The 18943-nt window shown below is 61.0% G+C and carries 16 protein-coding genes and 1 pseudogene; 10 read left to right on the top strand and 7 right to left on the bottom strand.

The features are described from left to right. From X738_RS60205 to X738_RS60180, 6 genes are all read left to right on the top strand, one after another. A partial coding sequence (locus X738_RS60205; RefSeq protein ID WP_023799736.1) for an antitoxin Xre/MbcA/ParS toxin-binding domain-containing protein occupies window positions 1-123 on the top strand: 123 nt, incomplete at its 5' end. Next, window positions 120-602 (top strand): RES family NAD+ phosphorylase, encoded by a 483-nt coding sequence (locus tag X738_RS60200; protein WP_023799735.1) that lies wholly within the window; start codon window positions 120-122, stop codon window positions 600-602. The genes X738_RS60205 and X738_RS60200, both read left to right, overlap by 4 nt. A gap of 343 nt (window positions 603-945) precedes the next feature. Further along, entirely contained in the window at window positions 946-2538 is a 1593-nt protein-coding gene (locus tag X738_RS60195) for a peptide ABC transporter substrate-binding protein (RefSeq protein ID WP_023799734.1), read from the top strand. A gap of 161 nt (window positions 2539-2699) precedes the next feature. Next, window positions 2700-3623 (top strand): ABC transporter permease subunit, encoded by a 924-nt coding sequence (locus X738_RS60190; protein WP_023799733.1) that lies wholly within the window; start codon window positions 2700-2702, stop codon window positions 3621-3623. Then, complete coding sequence (locus X738_RS60185; protein WP_023799732.1) at window positions 3616-4737, top strand: ABC transporter permease; 1122 nt, start codon at window positions 3616-3618, stop codon at window positions 4735-4737. The genes X738_RS60190 and X738_RS60185 overlap by 8 nt, the downstream gene beginning before the upstream one ends. A gap of 1 nt (window position 4738) precedes the next feature. Further along, window positions 4739-6358 (top strand): ABC transporter ATP-binding protein, encoded by a 1620-nt coding sequence (locus X738_RS60180; RefSeq protein ID WP_023799731.1) that lies wholly within the window; start codon window positions 4739-4741, stop codon window positions 6356-6358. A 178-nt stretch (window positions 6359-6536) separates the two neighbouring features. Here the strand turns inward: X738_RS60180 and X738_RS60175 are convergent, their stop codons facing one another. The 4 genes from X738_RS60175 to rnk form a co-directional block, all read right to left on the bottom strand. Further along, complete coding sequence (locus X738_RS60175; protein ID WP_031255156.1) at window positions 6537-6983, bottom strand: SRPBCC family protein; 447 nt, start codon at window positions 6981-6983, stop codon at window positions 6537-6539. A gap of 45 nt (window positions 6984-7028) precedes the next feature. Next, the gene (locus X738_RS60170) at window positions 7029-7472 is read right to left on the bottom strand and encodes an SRPBCC family protein (protein ID WP_031255154.1); all 444 of its coding nucleotides are present in this window, start codon (window positions 7470-7472) and stop codon (window positions 7029-7031) included. A gap of 50 nt (window positions 7473-7522) precedes the next feature. Further along, window positions 7523-8002, bottom strand: coding sequence for a VOC family protein (locus X738_RS60165; RefSeq protein ID WP_023799726.1), 480 nt, complete (start codon window positions 8000-8002; stop codon window positions 7523-7525). A 479-nt stretch (window positions 8003-8481) separates the two neighbouring features. Next, entirely contained in the window at window positions 8482-8943 is a 462-nt protein-coding gene (rnk, locus tag X738_RS60160) for a nucleoside diphosphate kinase regulator (RefSeq protein ID WP_023799724.1), read from the bottom strand. 376 nt (window positions 8944-9319) lie between these two features. Between rnk and X738_RS80895 the strand changes: the two genes are divergently transcribed. Further along, entirely contained in the window at window positions 9320-10603 is a 1284-nt protein-coding gene (locus tag X738_RS80895) for a DUF6600 domain-containing protein (protein WP_023799723.1), read from the top strand. A gap of 65 nt (window positions 10604-10668) precedes the next feature. Here X738_RS80895 and X738_RS60150 read toward each other — a convergent pair whose 3' ends face one another. After that, window positions 10669-11118 carry a dihydrofolate reductase gene (locus tag X738_RS60150; protein ID WP_023799722.1) on the bottom strand — a complete coding sequence of 150 codons (450 nt, stop codon included), beginning with the start codon at window positions 11116-11118 and terminating at the stop codon, window positions 10669-10671. Window positions 11119-11423: 305 nt separating this feature from the next. On the opposite strand from X738_RS60150, the gene X738_RS82710 reads away from it, so the two are divergent. Together X738_RS82710 and X738_RS60145 are read left to right on the top strand one after the other, a co-directional pair. Beyond that, window positions 11424-11600 carry a DUF1127 domain-containing protein gene (locus X738_RS82710; protein ID WP_084833736.1) on the top strand — a complete coding sequence of 59 codons (177 nt, stop codon included), beginning with the start codon at window positions 11424-11426 and terminating at the stop codon, window positions 11598-11600. A gap of 3 nt (window positions 11601-11603) precedes the next feature. Next, complete coding sequence (locus X738_RS60145) at window positions 11604-13310, top strand: tetratricopeptide repeat protein (protein ID WP_023799720.1); 1707 nt, start codon at window positions 11604-11606, stop codon at window positions 13308-13310. Window positions 13311-13552: 242 nt separating this feature from the next. Here X738_RS60145 and X738_RS60140 read toward each other — a convergent pair whose 3' ends face one another. Both X738_RS60140 and X738_RS82705 read right to left on the bottom strand, forming a co-directional pair. Then, window positions 13553-14263, bottom strand: coding sequence for a response regulator (locus X738_RS60140; protein WP_031255152.1), 711 nt, complete (start codon window positions 14261-14263; stop codon window positions 13553-13555). A 69-nt stretch (window positions 14264-14332) separates the two neighbouring features. Beyond that, window positions 14333-18004 (bottom strand): PAS-domain containing protein, encoded by a 3672-nt coding sequence (locus tag X738_RS82705; RefSeq protein ID WP_051407835.1) that lies wholly within the window; start codon window positions 18002-18004, stop codon window positions 14333-14335. Window positions 18005-18364: 360 nt separating this feature from the next. On the opposite strand from X738_RS82705, the pseudogene X738_RS89705 reads away from it, so the two are divergent. Next, window positions 18365-18877 (top strand): annotated as a pseudogene (locus X738_RS89705) (FAD-binding oxidoreductase); the annotation flags it as partial. Window positions 18878-18943 lie beyond the last annotated feature (66 nt).

Raw genomic sequence — 18943 nt, 5'->3', positions numbered from 1 at the left:
CTGTTTCGGCCGCACCCGATGATTGAGGACAAGCGACCGATCGACGTCGTTATCATGAGCGAGTTCGGTGCCGAAATGGTGGTCGATATCCTCGCAGGTCTGAAGTACGGCAGTGCTGCGTGACGGCGCAGACTCTCGATCGCACGCTATCGTCCTTTCGCATCGGCGATCCGGCCGGCACCTACCCGATCTTCGACGCGACCGGCTCGACAATCGCGCCAGGGCGATGGAACACGCCCGGAAGTCCTGTCATCTACACCAGCGAGCACTATTCGACGGCCCTGTTGGAAAAGCTGGTGCATGGCAGCGGCCGACTGCCGCCCAACCAGCACTACATTGAAATCACAATCCCGCGCGGACTGAGCTACGAGGTCTTTTCCCAGCCGTCACTGCCCGGCTGGGACACGATGCCGGCGATGGTGAGCCAGGGATTCGGCGAAACCTGGTGTTTAGAACGGCGCAGCGCCATCCTGCTGGTGCCGAGTGTCGTGGCGCGTCTCGATTGCAATGTGCTGATCAATCCGGCGCATCCGGAGTTTTCAAAGATCCACACAGGCCTGCACCAGCCGGTCTACTGGGACCGGCGGCTGTTTGGCGCGTAACGGGGAGGGGCTTTCTCAAGAGGCCTTGGTGAGATTCACCGGACGTCGGCGCTGGTATCTGCGAGTCATCGCTCGGCCGAGGCGTGGCCGAGCTGCTTTTGCGTAGCTGGAAGGCTCGGTCCATGGTTTTGACCGCTGTTCTGCCGGCCGCGCAGTGGCTGTTGCTGCGCCTTACTTAGGGTGACCTCACGAGTCTGTTGAAATAAAAAATCACCACGTTACTGTTTGCCCACCAGCTGCCGGAAAGGGAACCGGCGGCGCGCTCAAAGGGCCAGCTAATCGGCTTCGGGGCGTCAACACTCAAGAGGCGCAGCTGAACGGCCGCCTCGACAGGGAGAACTTCATGCTGAAAAACATGCTGAAGGCGACGGTGTTCGCCACAACCATGGCTTTGGCCGCCGGCACGTTCTACACGCCAGCCTTCGCCGAGGTCGTCTACAACCGCGGCACCGCCGCCGAATCGGAGTCGCTCGACCCGCACAAGACCTCGACAATATACGAAGCCGCTGTATTGCGTGACCTGTTCCAGGGGCTGGTCATGCAAGACCAGAAGGCGAACGTCATTCCGGGCGCCGCCGAAAGCTGGACTGTATCGGACGACGGCACCGTCTACACCTTCAAGCTGCGCAAGGACGGTGTCTGGTCGGATGGTAGCCCGGTCACGGCAGATGACTTCGTCTACGCGTTTCATCGGCTGGAAGATCCGGCCACCGGCGCCGAATATGCTTCGATGCTCTATCCCGTGAAGAACGCCGAGGAGGTGAACACCAAGAAGGCGAAGCCGGAGGAGATGGGCGTCAAGGCAATCGACGCAAATACTCTGGAAGTGACGCTGAAGGCGCCCACGCCCTATTTCCTTGAAATGCTGACCCACCAGGCGACTTATCCGGTCAGCAAGGCGTCCATTGACAAGCTCGGCGCCGATTGGATCAAGCCGGGCAATCTGGTCTCCAACGGCCCCTTTACCCTGGCGGAGTGGGTTCCCAACGACCACATCAAACTGGTCAAGAATCCGAAATTCTGGGATGCTGCGAGCGTCAAGCTCGACGTCGTCAACTACATCCCGACCGAAGATCGTTCGTCGGCGATAAAGCGCTTCGAGGCCGGCGAACTCGACAGCTACGACGACCTCCCGACCGAGCAGCTCGCCGATCTCAAGGCCAAGTTTGGCGATCAGATTCGCGTTGGACCTTACCTCGGCACCTACTATTTTTCGATCAAGACCGACAAGGCTCCGTGGGACAACGTCGAACTGCGCAATGCCATCTCCATGGCAGTCGACCGCGATTTCCTTGCCGAAAAGGTCTGGCAGAACTCAATGCTGCCCGGCTATTCGATGGTGCCTCCGGGCATTGAGGGCTATACGCCGGCAATGGCCAAATACGCGGACATGTCGCAGATCGACCGCGAGGATGAGGCCAAGAAGGTACTCGAGAAGCTTGGCTATACGCCCGAGAAACCGCTGAAGATGGAAATCCGCTACAACACGTCGGAAAACCACAAGAACACTGCAGTCGCCATCCAGGAGCAGTTGAAGCCGCTCGGCGTCGAAATCACGCTGCTCAACACCGACACCAAGACCCACTACTCCTTCCTTGAGCAGAAGGGCGACTACGACGTGGCGCGTGCCGGCTGGATTGCGGACTACAAGGATCCGGAAACCTTCCTCGGCATCTCCCGCAAGGCAAGCGGCAACAACTATTCGGGCTACAACAGCCCGGAATTCGAGAAGGCCATGGACGAGGCGGCCGCCGCCGGCGGCAAGCCCGAAGAGCGCATGAAAGAACTCGCCGAGGCTGAGCGCATCCTCGTCGATGACGTCGGCAACATCCCGCTTCTCTACTATAGCTACAAGGATATCGTTTCTCCGAAGCTTCATGGCTTCGAGGACAACGTCATGGATGTGCATCCGTCCCGCTTCATCTCCAAGGACTGATCTCCTTGGCCGGGCTGCCGCTCCTTACAGCGCCGCGCGTCCTTTGGGGCGCGCATAGGGCGCGGTAACGCCTTGATTTTGCACGTGATCCTCTCCGGACCTTCGGCTCGGGTCATGCGTTAGGGGCGGCGGTCCCGGTTTGCTAGCAAAGCGGGGAACCGATGCTGCGTTACGTATTCCGGCGGCTTCTGACCGCCATTCCGACGCTGTTGGTCATCGTGACCATGGCGTTCTTCCTGATACGCGTTGCGCCTGGCGGCCCGTTCAATCAGGAGCGGGGCCTGAGCCCCGAGATCAAGGCCAATCTCGAAGCGCAGTTCGGTCTCAACGACCCGCTCTGGCTGCAATATGTCCACTATCTCGGCAATCTGCTGCGCGGCAATTTCGGTCCGAGCTACAACATGCCGGATTTCACTGTCGGCGAATTGTTTGCCAGGGGCCTGCCCGTTTCGATCCAGATCGGCGCCTCGGCCCTGATCCTGGCGCTGCTGCTCGGCGGCCTCCTCGGCACCATTGCCGCGCTCAACCAGAACAAGCTTGCCGACTATTCGGTGATCGCTCTGGCGACCGCCGGCAGCACCATTCCGACCTTCGTCATCGCGCCGGTTATCCAGCTTCTGTTCGGTCTGACCTGGAAACTGCTGCCGATCGGCGGCTGGGGCGATGGCGCCCTGCTCAACAAGATCGGCCCTGTGCTGACCCTCGCCTTGCCGCAGATCGCCATCGTCGCCCGCCTGATGCGCGGCTCGATGATCGAATCATTGCGCTCGCACCACATTCGCACCGCACGTGCGCTCGGCCTGTCGGACTGGTCGGTGGTCGTCAAGCATGCGCTGCGCGGTGCCATATTGCCGATCGTCTCCTTCACCGGCCCGGCGGCGGCGGCACTGCTCACCGGCTCGATCATCGTCGAGACGATCTTTTCCATTCCCGGCATCGGCCGCTATTTCGTCGAGGCCGCGCTCAACCGTGACTACACGCTGGTCATGGGCACCGTGGTGGTCATCGCGCTGTTCACCATCGTCTTCAACCTGATCGTCGACGTCATGTATGCCTTCGTCGATCCGAGGGTGCGCTATGACTGACATCGCAGCCACCGCTCCGGCCATCGTCGGCCGTTCCCTGTGGGGCGATGCCTGGGCGCGCCTCAAGGCCAACCGCGCCGCCATGTTCAGCCTGTATTATCTTGCCTTCATCGCGATCCTCAGCGTGTTCGGACCCTCTTTGGTGCCGCATCGATACACCACCATCTACGCCGACTATGTGCGCATGCCGCCGAGCTTGTCGGCCTATCCGAAGCCCGACAAGATAGAAACCGCGCTCAACGAGGCGATCAAGCGCATGCGGGTCGACATCAAGCAGTGGCGGCAGGAAGACAATCGCATCTTCGTCACCGTCACATCGCGCAAGCCGATCGACGACCGCAATGTCCGCTACCTCGACCGTTCCGATGCCTTCGACAACACCAAGATAGAGAGCAAATCGGCTGACGGCCTTGAAGCGGTGATGAGCGCTTCAATCAGGCAGCAATATTTCCTGTTCGGCACCGACAATACTGGCCGCGATCTCCTGTCGCGGACGCTGATGGCCGGGCGCATCTCGCTGGCCATCGGCCTGCTCGCCGGGGTCGTTGCGGGCGTCATCGGCGTGCTCTACGGCGCTGCGTCCGGCCTTGCCGGCGGCAGGATAGACGAGGTGATGATGCGCATTGTCGATGTGCTCTATTCGCTGCCGTTCATTTTCTTCGTCATTATGCTGGTGGTGTTCTTCGGCCGGAACTTCGTGCTGATGTTCCTGGCGGTCGGCGCCGTGCTGTGGCTCGACATGGCGCGCATCGTGCGCGGACAGGCGCTGTCGATCCGGCGGCAGGAATATGTCCAGGCGGCGGAGGCGATGGGCATAGGCCAGCGCGGCATTCTGATCCGCCACGTCATTCCCAACCTGCTTGGCCCAGTGGTCATCTATATGACGCTGCTGGTGCCGCAGGTCATCATCCTGGAGAGTTTTCTGTCGTTCCTCGGGCTCGGCGTGCAGGAACCGATGACCAGCTGGGGCGTGCTGATCTCGACCGGCGCCAAGAACATCGGCACCGCCAACTGGCTGCTTTTGTTCCCAGCATTTTTCCTTGTCTCGACGCTGTTCGCGCTGAATTTCGTCGGCGACGGCCTGCGGGACGCGCTCGACCCGAGGGACCGTTGAGATGATCGCTTCCGAAACAATCCTCAGCGTCAAGGACCTTCGCGTCCGCTTCCGCACGCTTGACGGCGTGGTCGAGGCGGTCAAGGGCATCAACATCCACGTCAATGCAGGCGAAACCGTTGCCGTGGTCGGCGAATCCGGTTCCGGCAAAAGCCAGACGATGATGGCGGCGATGAGCCTGCTGGCCTCGAACGGCGAGGCGACGGGCGTCGTCGACTATCGCGGCCGCAACCTTTTGGCCCTGCACAAGTCCGAGCTCAACCAAGTCCGCGGCCGCAAGATCAGCATGATCTTCCAGGAGCCGATGACCTCGCTCGATCCGCTCTATTCGATCGGCAACCAGCTGATCGAACCGATCCGCCGGCATCGTGGGCTTGGCGCGGCGCAAGCACGCGAAGAGGCGCTCAAGCTCTTGCGGCTGGTCCATATTCCCGATCCCGAGCGGCGGATGAAATCCTATCCGCACGAATTGTCGGGTGGCCAGCGACAGCGGGTCATGATCGCCATGGCGCTGGCCAACGATCCCGACATACTGATCGCAGACGAACCGACGACCGCGCTCGACGTGACCATCCAGGCGCAGATCCTCATGCTGCTCGCCGAACTGCAGCGCAAGCTTGGCATGGCGATCGTCTTCATCACCCACGATCTCGGCATTGTCCGGCGCTTTGCCGACCGGGTCTATGTCATGCGTTACGGCGAAGTCGTCGAGGAGGGCGAGGCGGAAGCGATCTTCGTCAATCCGCAGCATGCCTATACCAAGATGCTGTTGGCCGCCGAGCCGACCGGAACCAAGGCGCCGCCACCGCCAAATGCGCCCGTCCTGCTCGAAGGCAGGAATGTCGAAGTGACCTTCAAGATCGGCGGCGGGTTTCTCGCCGGAGAGCCGCTGATCCTGCGCGCGGTCGACCACATTTCGATACGGCTGAAACGCAACCAGACCATCGGCATCGTCGGCGAATCCGGTTCAGGAAAATCGACGCTCGGCCGAGCCCTGCTGCGGCTCCTGCCAAGCGATGGGCTCATCCGCTTTGGCGATCGCGATATTTCTGCCGCCGACCGCCAGGCCATGCGGCCGCTGCGGCGCGAATTGCAGCTGGTCTTTCAGGACCCGTTCGGTTCGCTGTCGCCGCGCATGACCGTCGGCCAGGTCATCACCGAAGGGCTTCTGGTGCATGAGCCGACCCTGTCGGGCAGGCAACGCGACCTCCGCGCCGTCGAGGCCTTGCGTGAGGTCGGGCTCGACCCGAATGCGCGCAATCGCTACCCGCACGAATTCTCCGGCGGCCAGCGCCAGCGCATCGCCATCGCGCGGGCGATGATCCTCAAGCCCAAGGTGGTCGTCCTCGACGAGCCGACGTCGGCGCTCGATCGGTCCGTCCAGAAGCAGATCGTCGAATTGCTGCGCAAGCTGCAGGCCGACCATGAACTGTCCTACCTGTTCATCAGCCACGATCTCGCCGTCGTGCGTGCCATGGCCGACTACATCATCGTCATGAAGCAGGGCAAGATCGTCGAGGAAGGGCCGACCGAGGCGATCTTCAGCAATCCGCAGGCATCCTACACGCAGACACTGATGGCCGCGGCCATCGACGTCACACGGTTTCGCTTGAGCGCATAGCGCGGCCGGTCAGGACTGCAGCGGATAGTGATTGAAAGGTCCCGAGGCGAATAGACCGTCGTCTGCAGCCACGGCTGCTATGGCTTCGATCTCGATCATCGCCTCGGGCGTTTAGAGCGCTATCATCTCGACGATCGTCTCCGCCGACAGGCCTTGAAAAAACTGCTTCCGGCGGAGTTCAGCGACCTCCTTGAACTTGCTCATGTCCTGCGCTGGATTCAACATAACGCCCGAAGTTGTCCAGGATCGCCTGCCAGCCGTCACGCTGCATGTCGATGGAGTTCTGCGTCTCGGCATCGAATATGGTCGTCACCCTCGTACCGTTGCCTGCAGCTTCGAAGGTCGTACGCGCCTTGCGCCCGTCGCTCATGGCGAATGCGATCGCCTTGTACGGCTCGACCTCTTCGTACACCGCCTCGAAATCGAAGCCGAAACTGCCGTCCTTGGCTTCCATGCGCGCCTTGTAGCCGCCGCCCACCTTTAGATCGACTTCCGCGCTTGGGCAGCACCAGTCGTCGGAAGCGAAGTTCCACTGTGTGATATCGCCGGGCGTCGTGTAGGCCTCCCAGACGCGTTCGATCGGCGCGGCGATCGTGGTGGCAATGGTGATCTGCTGGTTGGTCATTTTGGTTTCCTTGTTGTCGCAGCCGGATGAGATCACGCAGACGGTTTATTGCGTGATTTCGGGCTCGACGAGGTGAGCAAGCTTGCGCAGCGACTCTTGCCAACCGAGATAACATGCCTCAACCGGGATCAGATCGGGCACGTTCTCCTGAACCACCGTCATCTCCGTTCCGACTGAAACGGCCGTCAGCGTGACGGTCACTTTCATCTCGCCCGGAAGGTTCGGATCATCGAACACGTCGCTGTAGACGAGCGTCTCGCCGGGGACGAGTTTCAGATAGGTGCCGCCGAAGGAATGGCTGTGCCCGGTCGTGAAATTTCGAAACGACATTCTGTGCTTGCCGCCTTCCTTCGCCTCAAGCTCATGCACAGTACAGGTAAAACCGAAGGGCGGGAGCCAACTCGCGACCGCGTCAGGTTCCAGAAATGCGCGGTAGACCTTTTCGGGCTTGGTGGCGAGAACCCGGTGCAGTTTAACGGTGTTGGGCATGATCATCTCCATTCGTTGAGTTCACCAGGGCGTCGTTGCTTTGGATCGGGTTAGCCTGCTGCTGCGGCTTCCAGCGCCGCGATATCGATTTTCTTCATCGTCATCATCGCCTCCATCGCGCGCTTGGCCTTGGCGCGGTCGGGACTGGTCGTCAGTTCCATCAGCCGCTTCGGCGTGATCTGCCAGGAGAAGCCCCACCGGTCCTTGCACCATCCGCAGGCGCTCTCGCTGCCGCCGTTTCCAACAATCGCCTTCCAGTAGCGGTCGGTCTCTTCCTGATCTTCGGTCAGCACCATCAGGCTGACGGATTCGTTCGCCTTGAAATTCGGGCCGCCGTTCAGGCCTAGAAAAGACTGGCCGAGCACTGTGAACTCGACCGTCAGTTCATTGCCTTCCTTGCCGCCGGGATAGTCCGACGCGGCCGCATTCAGCCGATCCACATGGCTGTCGGGAAAGGTGGCGGCATAGAACTCTGCCGCCTTGCGTGCTTCGCCGTGATCGAACCACAGGCAGGTCACGAGTTTCGTCATATCTAATCTCCTCGGTTCTTGGGGGTATTTGTTCGCGCCGCGACTGCCAGATCTCAGTCGAACCGGCCCTTGGGCGCCTCGCCAGCCAGAACGGGACCGATGAACACCATCATAAGGTCGGCCTTGATCACATCGTCCGCAGATGTGTCCGATGATCTAAGCTCTCTCATGGTTTTTTCACCTGGTCTCGTTGCTTCCTGTCCAAAGGACGAACAAGTGGTGCGCCTCCCGACAGCCAACCTGTTATTTTTTTGCCACGCGGCAAGGCCCACCTAACCCGAGTCGATCCCTCCAACCGCCGGCTGGTAAGAGCGGGTCGGCGTAGGGCCGGGCCGTTTGCTTCAGCACCGGTTGTCCATATCACGAGGCGTTCGTGAAGAAGGCGCTTGAGGTCTTCGGCGCGTTGATGCCCGCCGTTTTTGCGGAAACAAACAACAACCTAAAGCGCGCCGCATGAGGCCGGTCAAACGCGACGCGCTTTAGTCGCCCGCCGTCGTCGAAGGTGCTGGTGCACGCTGATCGGCTGCATCGCCTTCCCGGGCAGGCCGGTTCACGGCAAGCACCGACAATTCATGCCGGCGCCCATCTCGCGCGGTCCACATGATCGACTGTCCGGCCGAGAGGCCGATCAGGGCCGTGCCGATCGGCGTAAGGATTGAAACCTTGCCTTCGGAGATGTCCGCATCGCCAGGAAAAACCAGCGTCACCGTTTTCGCATCACCGGTATCGGGCTTGAACGTCACCGTCGAACCCATCTGGACGGCGCCCGCCGAGATCAAACCATCGGAAACGATGCGCGCTCGCTCGAGTTCGGCGAGCAGTTCATCGGAAGCCTGCGGATTTCGTGCGGCCACGGTGCTCGCAAGCGCCGATAAACGCGCATGGTCCGATTTCGAGATGCGGATGGTCGGCTTGCGCCGCGCCTTGATGTTATCTTGCATTTTCGAATACTCGTATTCTCAGTTGAGCGGGCTGCCTCAAGCATGGTTTAACGGGCCAATTCGAGGCAGATCTTGCTCAAAGCCGATGCCCCAGAGCCGGTGCTGGCCTGCGTACGTTCGATGTCGATTTTATGTGCTTGCCCCGCGGCCCGGGGCACATGGCAGCCGAGCCGGGGGTTACGATCCCGCGATGGGGCAAACCCGGAAAAGAAAATCGCGACGGATCTTTTTTGTGGCGTTCATATAACCGTAGTTGGTGCCGAGATCGGGGAAGTCAAGACGACCCTGTAGCAAGGCGCGGTGATGCCAAGCGGGAACAATTCGACGGCCGGTGAGTTTCCAGGATGAAGGGCGATCTGTTTCGGAGGAAACTGCGATGAAACGCGTCCTTGCCCAAAACGCTGTACGGCTGATGCTGGGCGGCGTAGCCGCCGGCCTGCTCACGATCGTCGAGATTCCCAATCCGGTGGCGCCATTGTCGCTTGTGTCCGAGGCGAGGGCTGCCACCGACGTTTCCGTTTCGATCAGCACATTCTACGATAAACTGTCTTCCCATGGTGATTGGGTTTCGTACCGGGGAGCGACCGTTTTCGTCCCGGTTGATGTAGCTGACGACTGGCGCCCGTATACCATTGGGCATTGGGTCTATACCGAGCAGCATGGCTGGCTCTGGGTGTCCGACGAGCCGTTCGGCTGGGCGACCTACCATTACGGCCGTTGGGGCTATGCCGACGACATCGGCTGGTACTGGGTTCCCGGCACTCGTTGGGCGCCGGCATGGGTGAGCTGGCGGCGCGAAAGGGAGCACGTCATCTGGGCTCCGCTGCCGCCGCGCCGTGATCCCGATTTGATTTCAATCGAGGTGACCATCGACACCACGCCGGATTTTTACTGGGTCGTGGTCCCCACCCGCGAATTCCTTGCTGACGACATTTCTGTCGTCGTTATCCGTGATGAGCCGGAGTTTGTGCGCATTGTCGAGGCGGCCGAGCCGGCCGGCGACGTGACCATCCAGAACAACGTGGTGATCAACAAAGTCATTGATGTTGATGTGATCGAGAAGGAGACGGACGAGCAGGTGACAGTCGTCGAGGTCAGCGAGACCGAGACGCCCGAGCAGGCCGGCAAAGTGGAAAACAATACGGTCACGGTCTTTGAAGGTGAAGTGAAAGCCGATCCCGAGGCCAAACCAGCTGAGCTCAAAGACATCGAGGAGGTGAAGCAGGTTCAGGCAGGCCGGAAATCGAAGCCGACCGAAGGCGCAGCAACGACCGAACAGGCGCCGGATGACGAGGTCAAGCCGGAAGAGACCGCCAAGCCTGAGAAGCCGACCGAGGAACAACCGGCCGCCGAGCAGGAGCAGGCCGAGCCGGAAGAGACGGGCAAGCCTGAGAAGCCGACGACCGAGGAGCAACCGGCCGCCGAGCAGGAGCAGGCCGAACCGGAAAAGGCGGCCAAGCCTGAGAAGCCGAAGGCCAAGGAGCAGCCCGCCGCCGAGCAGGAGCAGGCCGAGCCCGAACAGGCGGCCAAGCCTGAGAAGCCGAAGGCTGAGGAGCAGCCCGCCGCCGAGCAGCAGCAGGCCGAGCCGGAACAGGCCGAGCCCAAACCACAGCAGCAAGAAAACAAGGCGTGCGATCCGCAGACTGGGGCGAACTGCTAAATGTGCGGGTACAGACTACGGGCACCGCGATCGTTCCATCGCGGTGCCCGCTGTGAGCCGAGCCTTCATTGGTCGCGGTGATTTCTGGGGTCGTTGTGATTTCTGGCAATCTCGCCACCCGCCGTAAGCCATTTTGCATCGAACCAGCGGTCCGCCGGTCCGTCATAGGGCAGCCGCGTGATATCCCAATGGCTGACGAAGCGCGCGTAGGCGTCCCACACTGGTGGACCGCCGCCGATGAAGACGACGCGGCCGACGAAGCGCTGGAGTGTGGCCTCGGGATCCATGCTGGAGCGAACGACGACAAGGTCCCGATCCGCGCGCGCAAAATCCGGAACGCTCGCGATCGTCTTGGGACCGGCGAGCAAGACGTGTCCTCTGGTCAGGTCGAAAAATCGTGCAACGTCGGCGACGAACTCCGGCGACCGGTTGCCTTCCCAGGGAAGGCCGCCGTTGAGGCCGAGCTGCCCCGCTTGGCCAATGGCACAGACGACTCTAACGACAGTCTTCTTCATGCGTACTCCACCGATAGCCGGTCTGATCGCATTCGCAACGCTTGCACGTCATGCTGCGCCACGCACTTTGGTAAGATGACCCAACCCGCTGCCTTACTCCGCTGCGGCTGGCTGGTCCACCGCCTCGTTGAGGAGGTGGTTTTGAGTGTCGTCGGTCGGACTATGGAACTCCTTCTCAAAAGTCCATCCCGGCACTGAAACAAACGAAACACTTCGAGTTCGGCGCGGAAAAACCCCTGAAACAGCGATGGTTTAAATCCAACGGCACCGCTGCACCCCGCGGCGCCAATCAATGGAGTATTGCGATGTCGAGAATGCGAACAGCTTACCGCTCATTTCGGAATTACCGGATTCACCGCATGGCGGAACGGACCCTTGCGGCAATGGACGATGCCCTCCTGAAGGACATCGGGATCAGCCGGTCCGAGATTGGCTTGGTGGTCCGCGGCTTGCAGCGCGGCCAAGAAGACAAGGCGGGCTGAACCATGAAGCTTTCATTTAGGCTCCCGCTACTGGCCTGTGCGAGCGCGGCCGCCCTTCTGGCGGCGCCCGCCGCGAATGCCCATGAAACGGGCGTTCCGCACCGCCAGGCCAAGGCGGCGGTTGCAGAGGATTCGACAAGCGTCCCGCTAGTCGAAAACCTCGGCAGTCATTCCTACCCTGTCACCACCGCCAACCCGCTGGCGCAGGCCTATTTCAATCAGGGCCTGCGCTGGGCGTGGGCATTCAACCACGCCGAAGCGCAACGCGCTTTCAGGGTCGCGCAGAAGCTGGACCCGACCTGCGCCATGTGTTTCTTGGGCGAGGCCTACGTGCTCGGCCCCAACATCAACGCCGGCATGGGCCAGGAGGCGGCAGCGAATGCTGCCGAAGCCGTCGCGCAGGCGCGCAAGCTAGCGCACCTCACCTCCAGCCGGGAAAAGGATCTTATCGCCGCGCTCTCCAAGCGCTACAGCGCCGATACTTCGGCCGATCAGGGTGCCCTGAACGAGGCCTATGCCGCGGCGATGGCGGATCTGGCAGACCGCCACCCGCAGGACGACGAGATCGCCACGCTCTACGCTGACGCGCTTATGAACCTGATGCCGTGGGACTACTGGCTTGACGGCGGGGCAACGCCAAAGCCGGACACGGTCAAGCTTGTGGCCTCGTTGGAGCGGGTGCTGGCGCGCAATCCGGATCATGCCGGTGCGATCCATCTCTATATCCATGCCGTCGAAGCATCCACGACGCCGGAAAGGGCCGAAGCTCATGCCGACCGGCTTGCCGCCCTCATGCCCGGCGCCGGACACATCGTGCACATGCCAGCGCACATCTATCACCAGGTCGGCCGGTGGATCGACAGCCTGGAGATCAACCGCGAGGCGGTGGCAGCGGACGAGGCCTATTTCGAGCGCGTCGGCATAGCGCCGGAGAGCACGCCCGGTGTCTACACGGACGGCTATTATCCGCACAACCTGCATTTCCTGATGACCTCCGCACAGATGGCGGGCGACGTCGAGGCAATCGCCGAGGCGGCCAAAAAGCTCGAATCGCTGGTCTCCAATACCACGGCCAGCAAGGTGGCCGGGCTGCAGCCGATCAAGGCGGCGACCTATTTTGCCCACGCCCAGTATAGCGATCCCGAGGCCATACTCGCGCTGCCGCTGCCGGCAAACGCCTTGCCTTATGTCAAGGCAACCTGGCGATATGCGCGGGGCGTCGCCTTCGCCGCAAAGGGTGCGAGCGAGGCGGCGCGCGCCGAGACCGCCGCAATCCGCAAGCTCGCTGCCGAGACCGATTTTTCCACGGAAACGGCGGGAGGACTTCCGGCGCCGGATTTGCTGGAATTGAGCGCGCTGATCGTGGACGCCCGCATTGCCCAGCACCAGGGCAACCTGCGGGAAGCGCGCGATAAGCTTGAGGCGGCGGTCGCGATCGAGGACGGCCTTGCCTATATGGAACCGGCCTACTGGTATTATCCGGTCCGACAGACCCTCGGCGCGGTCTACATGGCCATGGGTGAGCACGAGGTGGCCGCGGCAGCCTTCGCGCACGTCCTGGAACAGACGCCAAACAACGCCTGGGCGTTGTGGGGCCTGCGCGAGGTTTTCCGCAGGACCGGCAGGACAGCGGACGCCGAAGAGATGGATGCGCGCTTCAAGGCCGCCTGGGTGGGAGCGCCGGATTTTCTCGGCATCGAACGGCTCTGACCCGCTCTTAAGGTGCCGGCGTCGTTGTCGGCTCAGGAAACGTGTCGCAGCCTCGCAACCCCGGCTGCGACACGAATCCCAGGTTGAAAATGACATGCTTGGCCGGTAACTGCGCTTCAGTGCCACACGTCATAGTAGAAACGCACCCGAAGATCAGAGGTTGAGAGGGCTACCCCCCCTGGAGCCACAAACCGCATAAGCCGCAGGGGCCGAGGCGCTGGTTCAACCAGCCAGTGGCGCGCTCAAGCGTAGAGGTAACCCATGCCGCGGATCGTCCTGATCACCTCCGGCTTGGAGGGATCGACCTCGATTTTCTTCCGCAGGCGCGAAACGCGAATGTCGATGCTGCGATCGAAGGGATCCCACCCGCGGTCATGGGCGAGTTCGAGCAGTTGATCGCGGTTGAGTACGCGTCCGCGATGTTCGCTGAATACTTTCAGAAGCCGGAACTCCATCGGGGTGATCGCTATTTCGATTCCCTCGGCGTTGTATAATTTGTGTGCGTCCGGGTCGAAGCGGCACTTGCCGAACTGGAGCTGGTGAGGGCCCGGAGTACTCGCTTTCCCCGCAGCGCGTTCGCTCGCCGATGTCCTGCGCAGCACGGCCTTGACCCGCGCCAGCAGCTCCCGCAGGTCGACGGGCTTCGCGACATAGTCGTCGGCGCCAATCTCCAATCCGACAACGCGGTCGACGATTTCCGCCGATCCGGTCAGCATGATAATGGCAACGTCTGAGTGCTCTCGTAGATATCGCGCCAGCGAGAGGCCATCCTCACCTGGCATTCGGATATCCAATATGACCACATCGACGTGCTGGCTCTCAATAAGTTCACGCAGGGCAGGCCCCGCGTTGGCGGGCGTCACGGCATAGCCATGGTGCTCCAGATATTCCGCTACCGTGTAGCGGATATCCGGTTCGTCATCGCAGACCACTACATGTGCGTGCGTCGTCAAGATCGACCACCGAGCAACCAGCCTGATGGATAAGCTGCCTCTAAAGTGACGTGCAAATCAACGGGTCTGTCAAGCATTGTTGTTGACCAGATTAGAGACAAACGAACGGAGCTCGTTCGGTTTGATCGGTTTCTCGAGATAGGGCCGTTTCGCGGCGCGCAGGAACATCTGCGCGTCCGGACTGATTGTGTCCCCCGTCAGGAAGGCTAACCTGTCGAGTTCAGCCGGATGGAGCTTGGCAATCTGGTTGAACAATCCCCGCCCGTCCATATCAGGCATTTTCAGATCGCTCAGGATCACCGCGAAAGTGCGGTTCTTGAGGTGCAGCAGCGCTTCTTCGCCGGATCTGGCAATGGTGACGTTGAAACCATCTCGCCTGAGCACCTCAGCAACCAGCTCACCCACTTCCTCTTCGTCGTCCACCACCAGACAGGCAATGCCGGTCGAATTCGGGAGCTCGTCTTCGGCCGTTTCGGTTCCTTCGTCGAGACGGTCCGAAGCAGGCAGCGAAAGTATGAAGGTCGAGCCACCCCCTTCGGGGGATTCGACCTCGATGGTTCCTCCATGGGATTGAACGATCCGATGGCAGAAGGACAGCCCGATCCCGGTCCCTGCCCCAATCTCCTTGGTCGTGAAGAACGGCTCGAAAATGCGGGGAAGTATCTCTTTGGGAATTCCCGGACCCGTGTCGGCAACGCTGACGATTAGGTTGCCGGTTGTGGGATGAAGCCGCGTTGAAACCGTGATTGTCCTTCGTCCTTCCCAGCCATGCAACGCCTGTTCTGCATTGACAAGCAAGTTGATCAGCACCTGGCCAAGCTGATCGGGATCCGCCCAGATCGGGGGAAGACCAGGTTCAAGATGAACTGAAAGCCCGATGTCCGACGATCGAATCGAATAGGTCGCCACTTCGACCGCTTCGGAAATGATGTCATCGATCGCAACGTTTGAGGTTCGCGTGGGCTGCTGTCTGGCCATAGCCAGGAAAGTCTTGACAATCCTGGCGCAGCGTTCGGCTGCCTTGCTTATCTTGTCGGCGCGTTCCACGACCTTGGCGTCGGCAGCGGTCTCCTTCAACAGCGATGACAGGCCAAGCACCACCGAGAGCGGATTGTTGAGCTCATGCGCCACCCCGGCCAGCAATCCACCGAGCGCCGACATTTTTTCGTTCTGGTGCAGCGTCTCGCGCTGCCGCTCCAATTCCTGCTGCATTTCGATACGGTCGGTGAGATCGTAGGCGTGGGAAACGATCACCTTCTCACCATGGTAATCGATCAGTCGAGACGAAATCGAGCACCAGCAGGTTCCACCGTCCTTGCGCTTGAGCTGGGTTTCGAAATCGTCGACCAATCCCGTCGCGAGCAGCCGCTCGACGTATCGCCTCCGCTCTGAAGGATCGACATAATAGTCGACGGCGCTGGTGACGTCGCCGAGCAGATCAACGGTGGCGGGGCTGCGGTAAAGCAGCTTCCCGTCATGCGCGCGGGTCATCTGGATGTTGACGGGGCAGGCTTCGAGGACTTTACGGACCAGTTCGTCCGCTTCCTTGGCGGCCTCCTCGGCCCGCTTGCGCTCTGTAATGTCGACACGGGTGACCACGAACCCGCCTTCGCGGGTCGGACAGTTCGAGACGAAAAACCAACGCCCGTCCGTATGACGGAATTCCTGTTGCCGGAATTCGCGGCGGTCCCTTGCCCTCTCGGCAAGCCAGTCGTCGATCTTGTCGCGTGGAACCGGAAACTGGTTGCGCTCTGCGGTCACGCGGAGGAAATCGAACCAGTTCACCCCGGGAACGAGCACATCCGCGCTTATCGCGTGCATCTGGCGGTACCTGCTGTTGGCCAGCACCAGGCAATCGTTCCTGTCGTAGAGGGCAAACCCTTCGGCCAGAGATTCGATCGCGTCGATCAGCCGCTCGTTGGCCTTGCGCGTTTCTTGCTGGGCGGTGATCATGTCGGTGATATCAGTCGTGTTCGACACTATCACCTGCCTTCCCTGGAAATCGATCAGGCGAGCGGAAATCGAAGCCCAGAAGGCCTTGTTCTCGGTGTCGTACTGCTGGACCCGAAAATCATCGATCCTGCCCTTTTCGATCAGGGTGCGCTCCAATATCGCGCTATAGTCTGGATCGACATACTGGTCGGTTATTCGAGGACGGTCGGCGTAGAGATCTCTGGTAGCAGGATTGCGGTAGAGCGTTTCTCCCTCGAACGTGGTCATGCGTATCGGCGAAGGGCAGGCATCGAGCACCTTTTGCAGCAGTGTCGTGGCGTCGCGCTCGAATGCCTCGGCCTTCTTGCGCTCGCTGATGTCGGCGCGCGTTACGACGAAGCCGCCAAGATCGGTGGGATGTATCGATACCGAGTGCCATCTGCCGTCGGAGAGGGGGACCTCGAAATGGGAATGGAACTCGATCCGGCTTTGGATCCGCTCGTCGAGCCACTCATCCTCGCGCCCAACCGCATTGCGGAACACGCCGCGCTTGGCGGATTCGCGAAGGAGTTCGTCCCATTCCACACCCGGTTCGACGAGATCCCGCACCGGGTGGTTCAGCTCGCGGTAAAGGCTGTTGCACATGACCAGGCGGTGGTCTTCGTCGTACAGTGCGAATCCTTCGGAGAGTGATTCAACGGCGTCCGCGAGCATCTCCCGCGCCGCGGCGACTTCGCCGTCACGCTTCTTCTGCTTGGTCACATCGGCGATGCCGGCGAGAACCACTCGCCGGCCCTGGAACTCGACGATCCTGAGATTGCCCGTGGCCCAGAACTCCTGGCCGTCGGGTCTTTTAAGAAGCACTTCGCAATTTTCGACGACGCCTTTTAGCATGAGCTCGCGATTGATTTCCCGGTGTTTCTCGGGGTCGACAAAGTAATCGCCGAGCCGCACCGTCTCGCGTTGCGCCTTTTTGCTCCATCCAAGCAGCCGTTCGGCAGCATTGCTCTGGTAGATGAGTTCCCCCGAACTTGCATCGTTCATCCATACCGGCAACGGGTGATGCTTGATCAGGAAACCGAACAGATCCTCGCGCTGCTTGCGTTCCGTGATGTCCAATACGCCGATGATGAGCGAGGGGCGCCCGCCATAGACGCCGCGACGGCAGTTGGTCGAACACCAGACGGCCGATCCGCTTGTGTTTCTGAGCTGGATTTCGTGATCCCGGACGATCTCGCTGTTGCTGGCGAGAGAACTGATTTCATCGAATTCGCCAGAATTCACGAAATGATCCGTCAGGAATTGCGGCTCGTTCGGCGTCCATTTTCGGCCAAGCAGGTTCGACGCATCGAGGCTTTCGTAGAGGATCTGCCCGCTTCCCGCGTCCACCACCCAAACCGGCAGCGGGTGACTGTCCGTGATGCAGCGGAATATCTCGGCGTTCTCCTGGTGCGCGATCTGCGCTCGCTTCATCTCGGTAATGTCGACGCTTACCAGGGCCATGCCGCCATCCGGCCAAGGATGTGCGGTGAGCAACTTCCATCGGCCATCCAATGTCTCGGCTTCAACTGGAGCGTCGTCGATTTGCGTCCATCGCGCTGCGGCGCTTTCAACAAATGCGTTGCCCGGCTCGATGGGGCGGCCGTCGAAACTCTTTAGACGTGATAGGGCTTCGGCGACTGCGGCAATGGCGTCCGTCGGCTGCATCTCGCCGCGGTCGAGCCGCCGGCTTCCAAATATCTGCGGATTGCTGTTGACGAGAACATGGTTGGCGTCAAAAAGCGCATAGCCTGTGTGTGTGGATGGCACCGGATTATCAGGCCGCATGGTCGTTCCCTTTGTTCGCGTGATCCCGCGAGGGCGGATAATAGCCCTTCTTTGTTTCAGCACGCGTTCGGGCGACGCGTGATTTGTTTCAACTATTTCGGTCCGTGGGAGACATCGCCGGCGCTGACGTGTCGCCTGTCATCCCCGTGGGGTGCGCGCTGAAACAAACGAAACACTCCCACCACACCACAGAAAAACGCCTGAAACGAAGGCGGTGTAGGACAAGAAGAGCCGCAGATGCGGCAGATTCAACCGGCGAAGCGCAAATGTCCAGCGCCCAGGATGAACAATCTAGTCTTGGCGAGTGTCGACGCGTCTTGCTCTGAAACCTGAGGGTTCAATATGGATAAGCCAGTTACTTCGCACGATTTCCCCGACCGGCTCCTCGCGAGCGTCATTGACCAAAACCATCCGGCCTATGAAGAGGCTCGCGGGCTCTACAACGCCATGATCGACAAGCGGCCGCGCTGGATCATGCCCTGCGCCGAGGTCGCCGATGTCGTCGCGGCAGTCAATCATGCCCGAGAGAAGCAGTTGCTTCTTGCCATTCGCGGCGGCGGCCACAGCGGTCCGGGCTTCGGCAGTTGCGACGGCGGAATGGTCATCGACATGTCGCCGATGAATCGGGTCGATATTGATCTCGGGACCAGCACGGTCCGCGTCGAGGCCGGCTGCACCCAAGGCGATGTCGACCGCGCCACCAGCGCTCATGGGCTGGCGGTGCCGGCTGGCCTCGTCTCGTCCACAGGCATCGCCGGACTGACGCTGGGCGGCGGCACTGGCCATCTAACGCGCAAACACGGCCTCACCATCGACAATCTGCTTGCGGCCGAGGTCGTGCTGGCCGACGGCAGCGTCGTGACGGCAAGTGAGAACGAACACCCGGAGCTGTTCTGGGCGCTGCGCGGCGGCGGCGGCAAC

This window comes from Mesorhizobium sp. L48C026A00, from assembly GCF_000502375.1.
Classification (GTDB): domain Bacteria; phylum Pseudomonadota; class Alphaproteobacteria; order Rhizobiales; family Rhizobiaceae; genus Mesorhizobium; species Mesorhizobium muleiense.
This window is presented reverse-complemented; position numbering and strand designations above follow the sequence as displayed.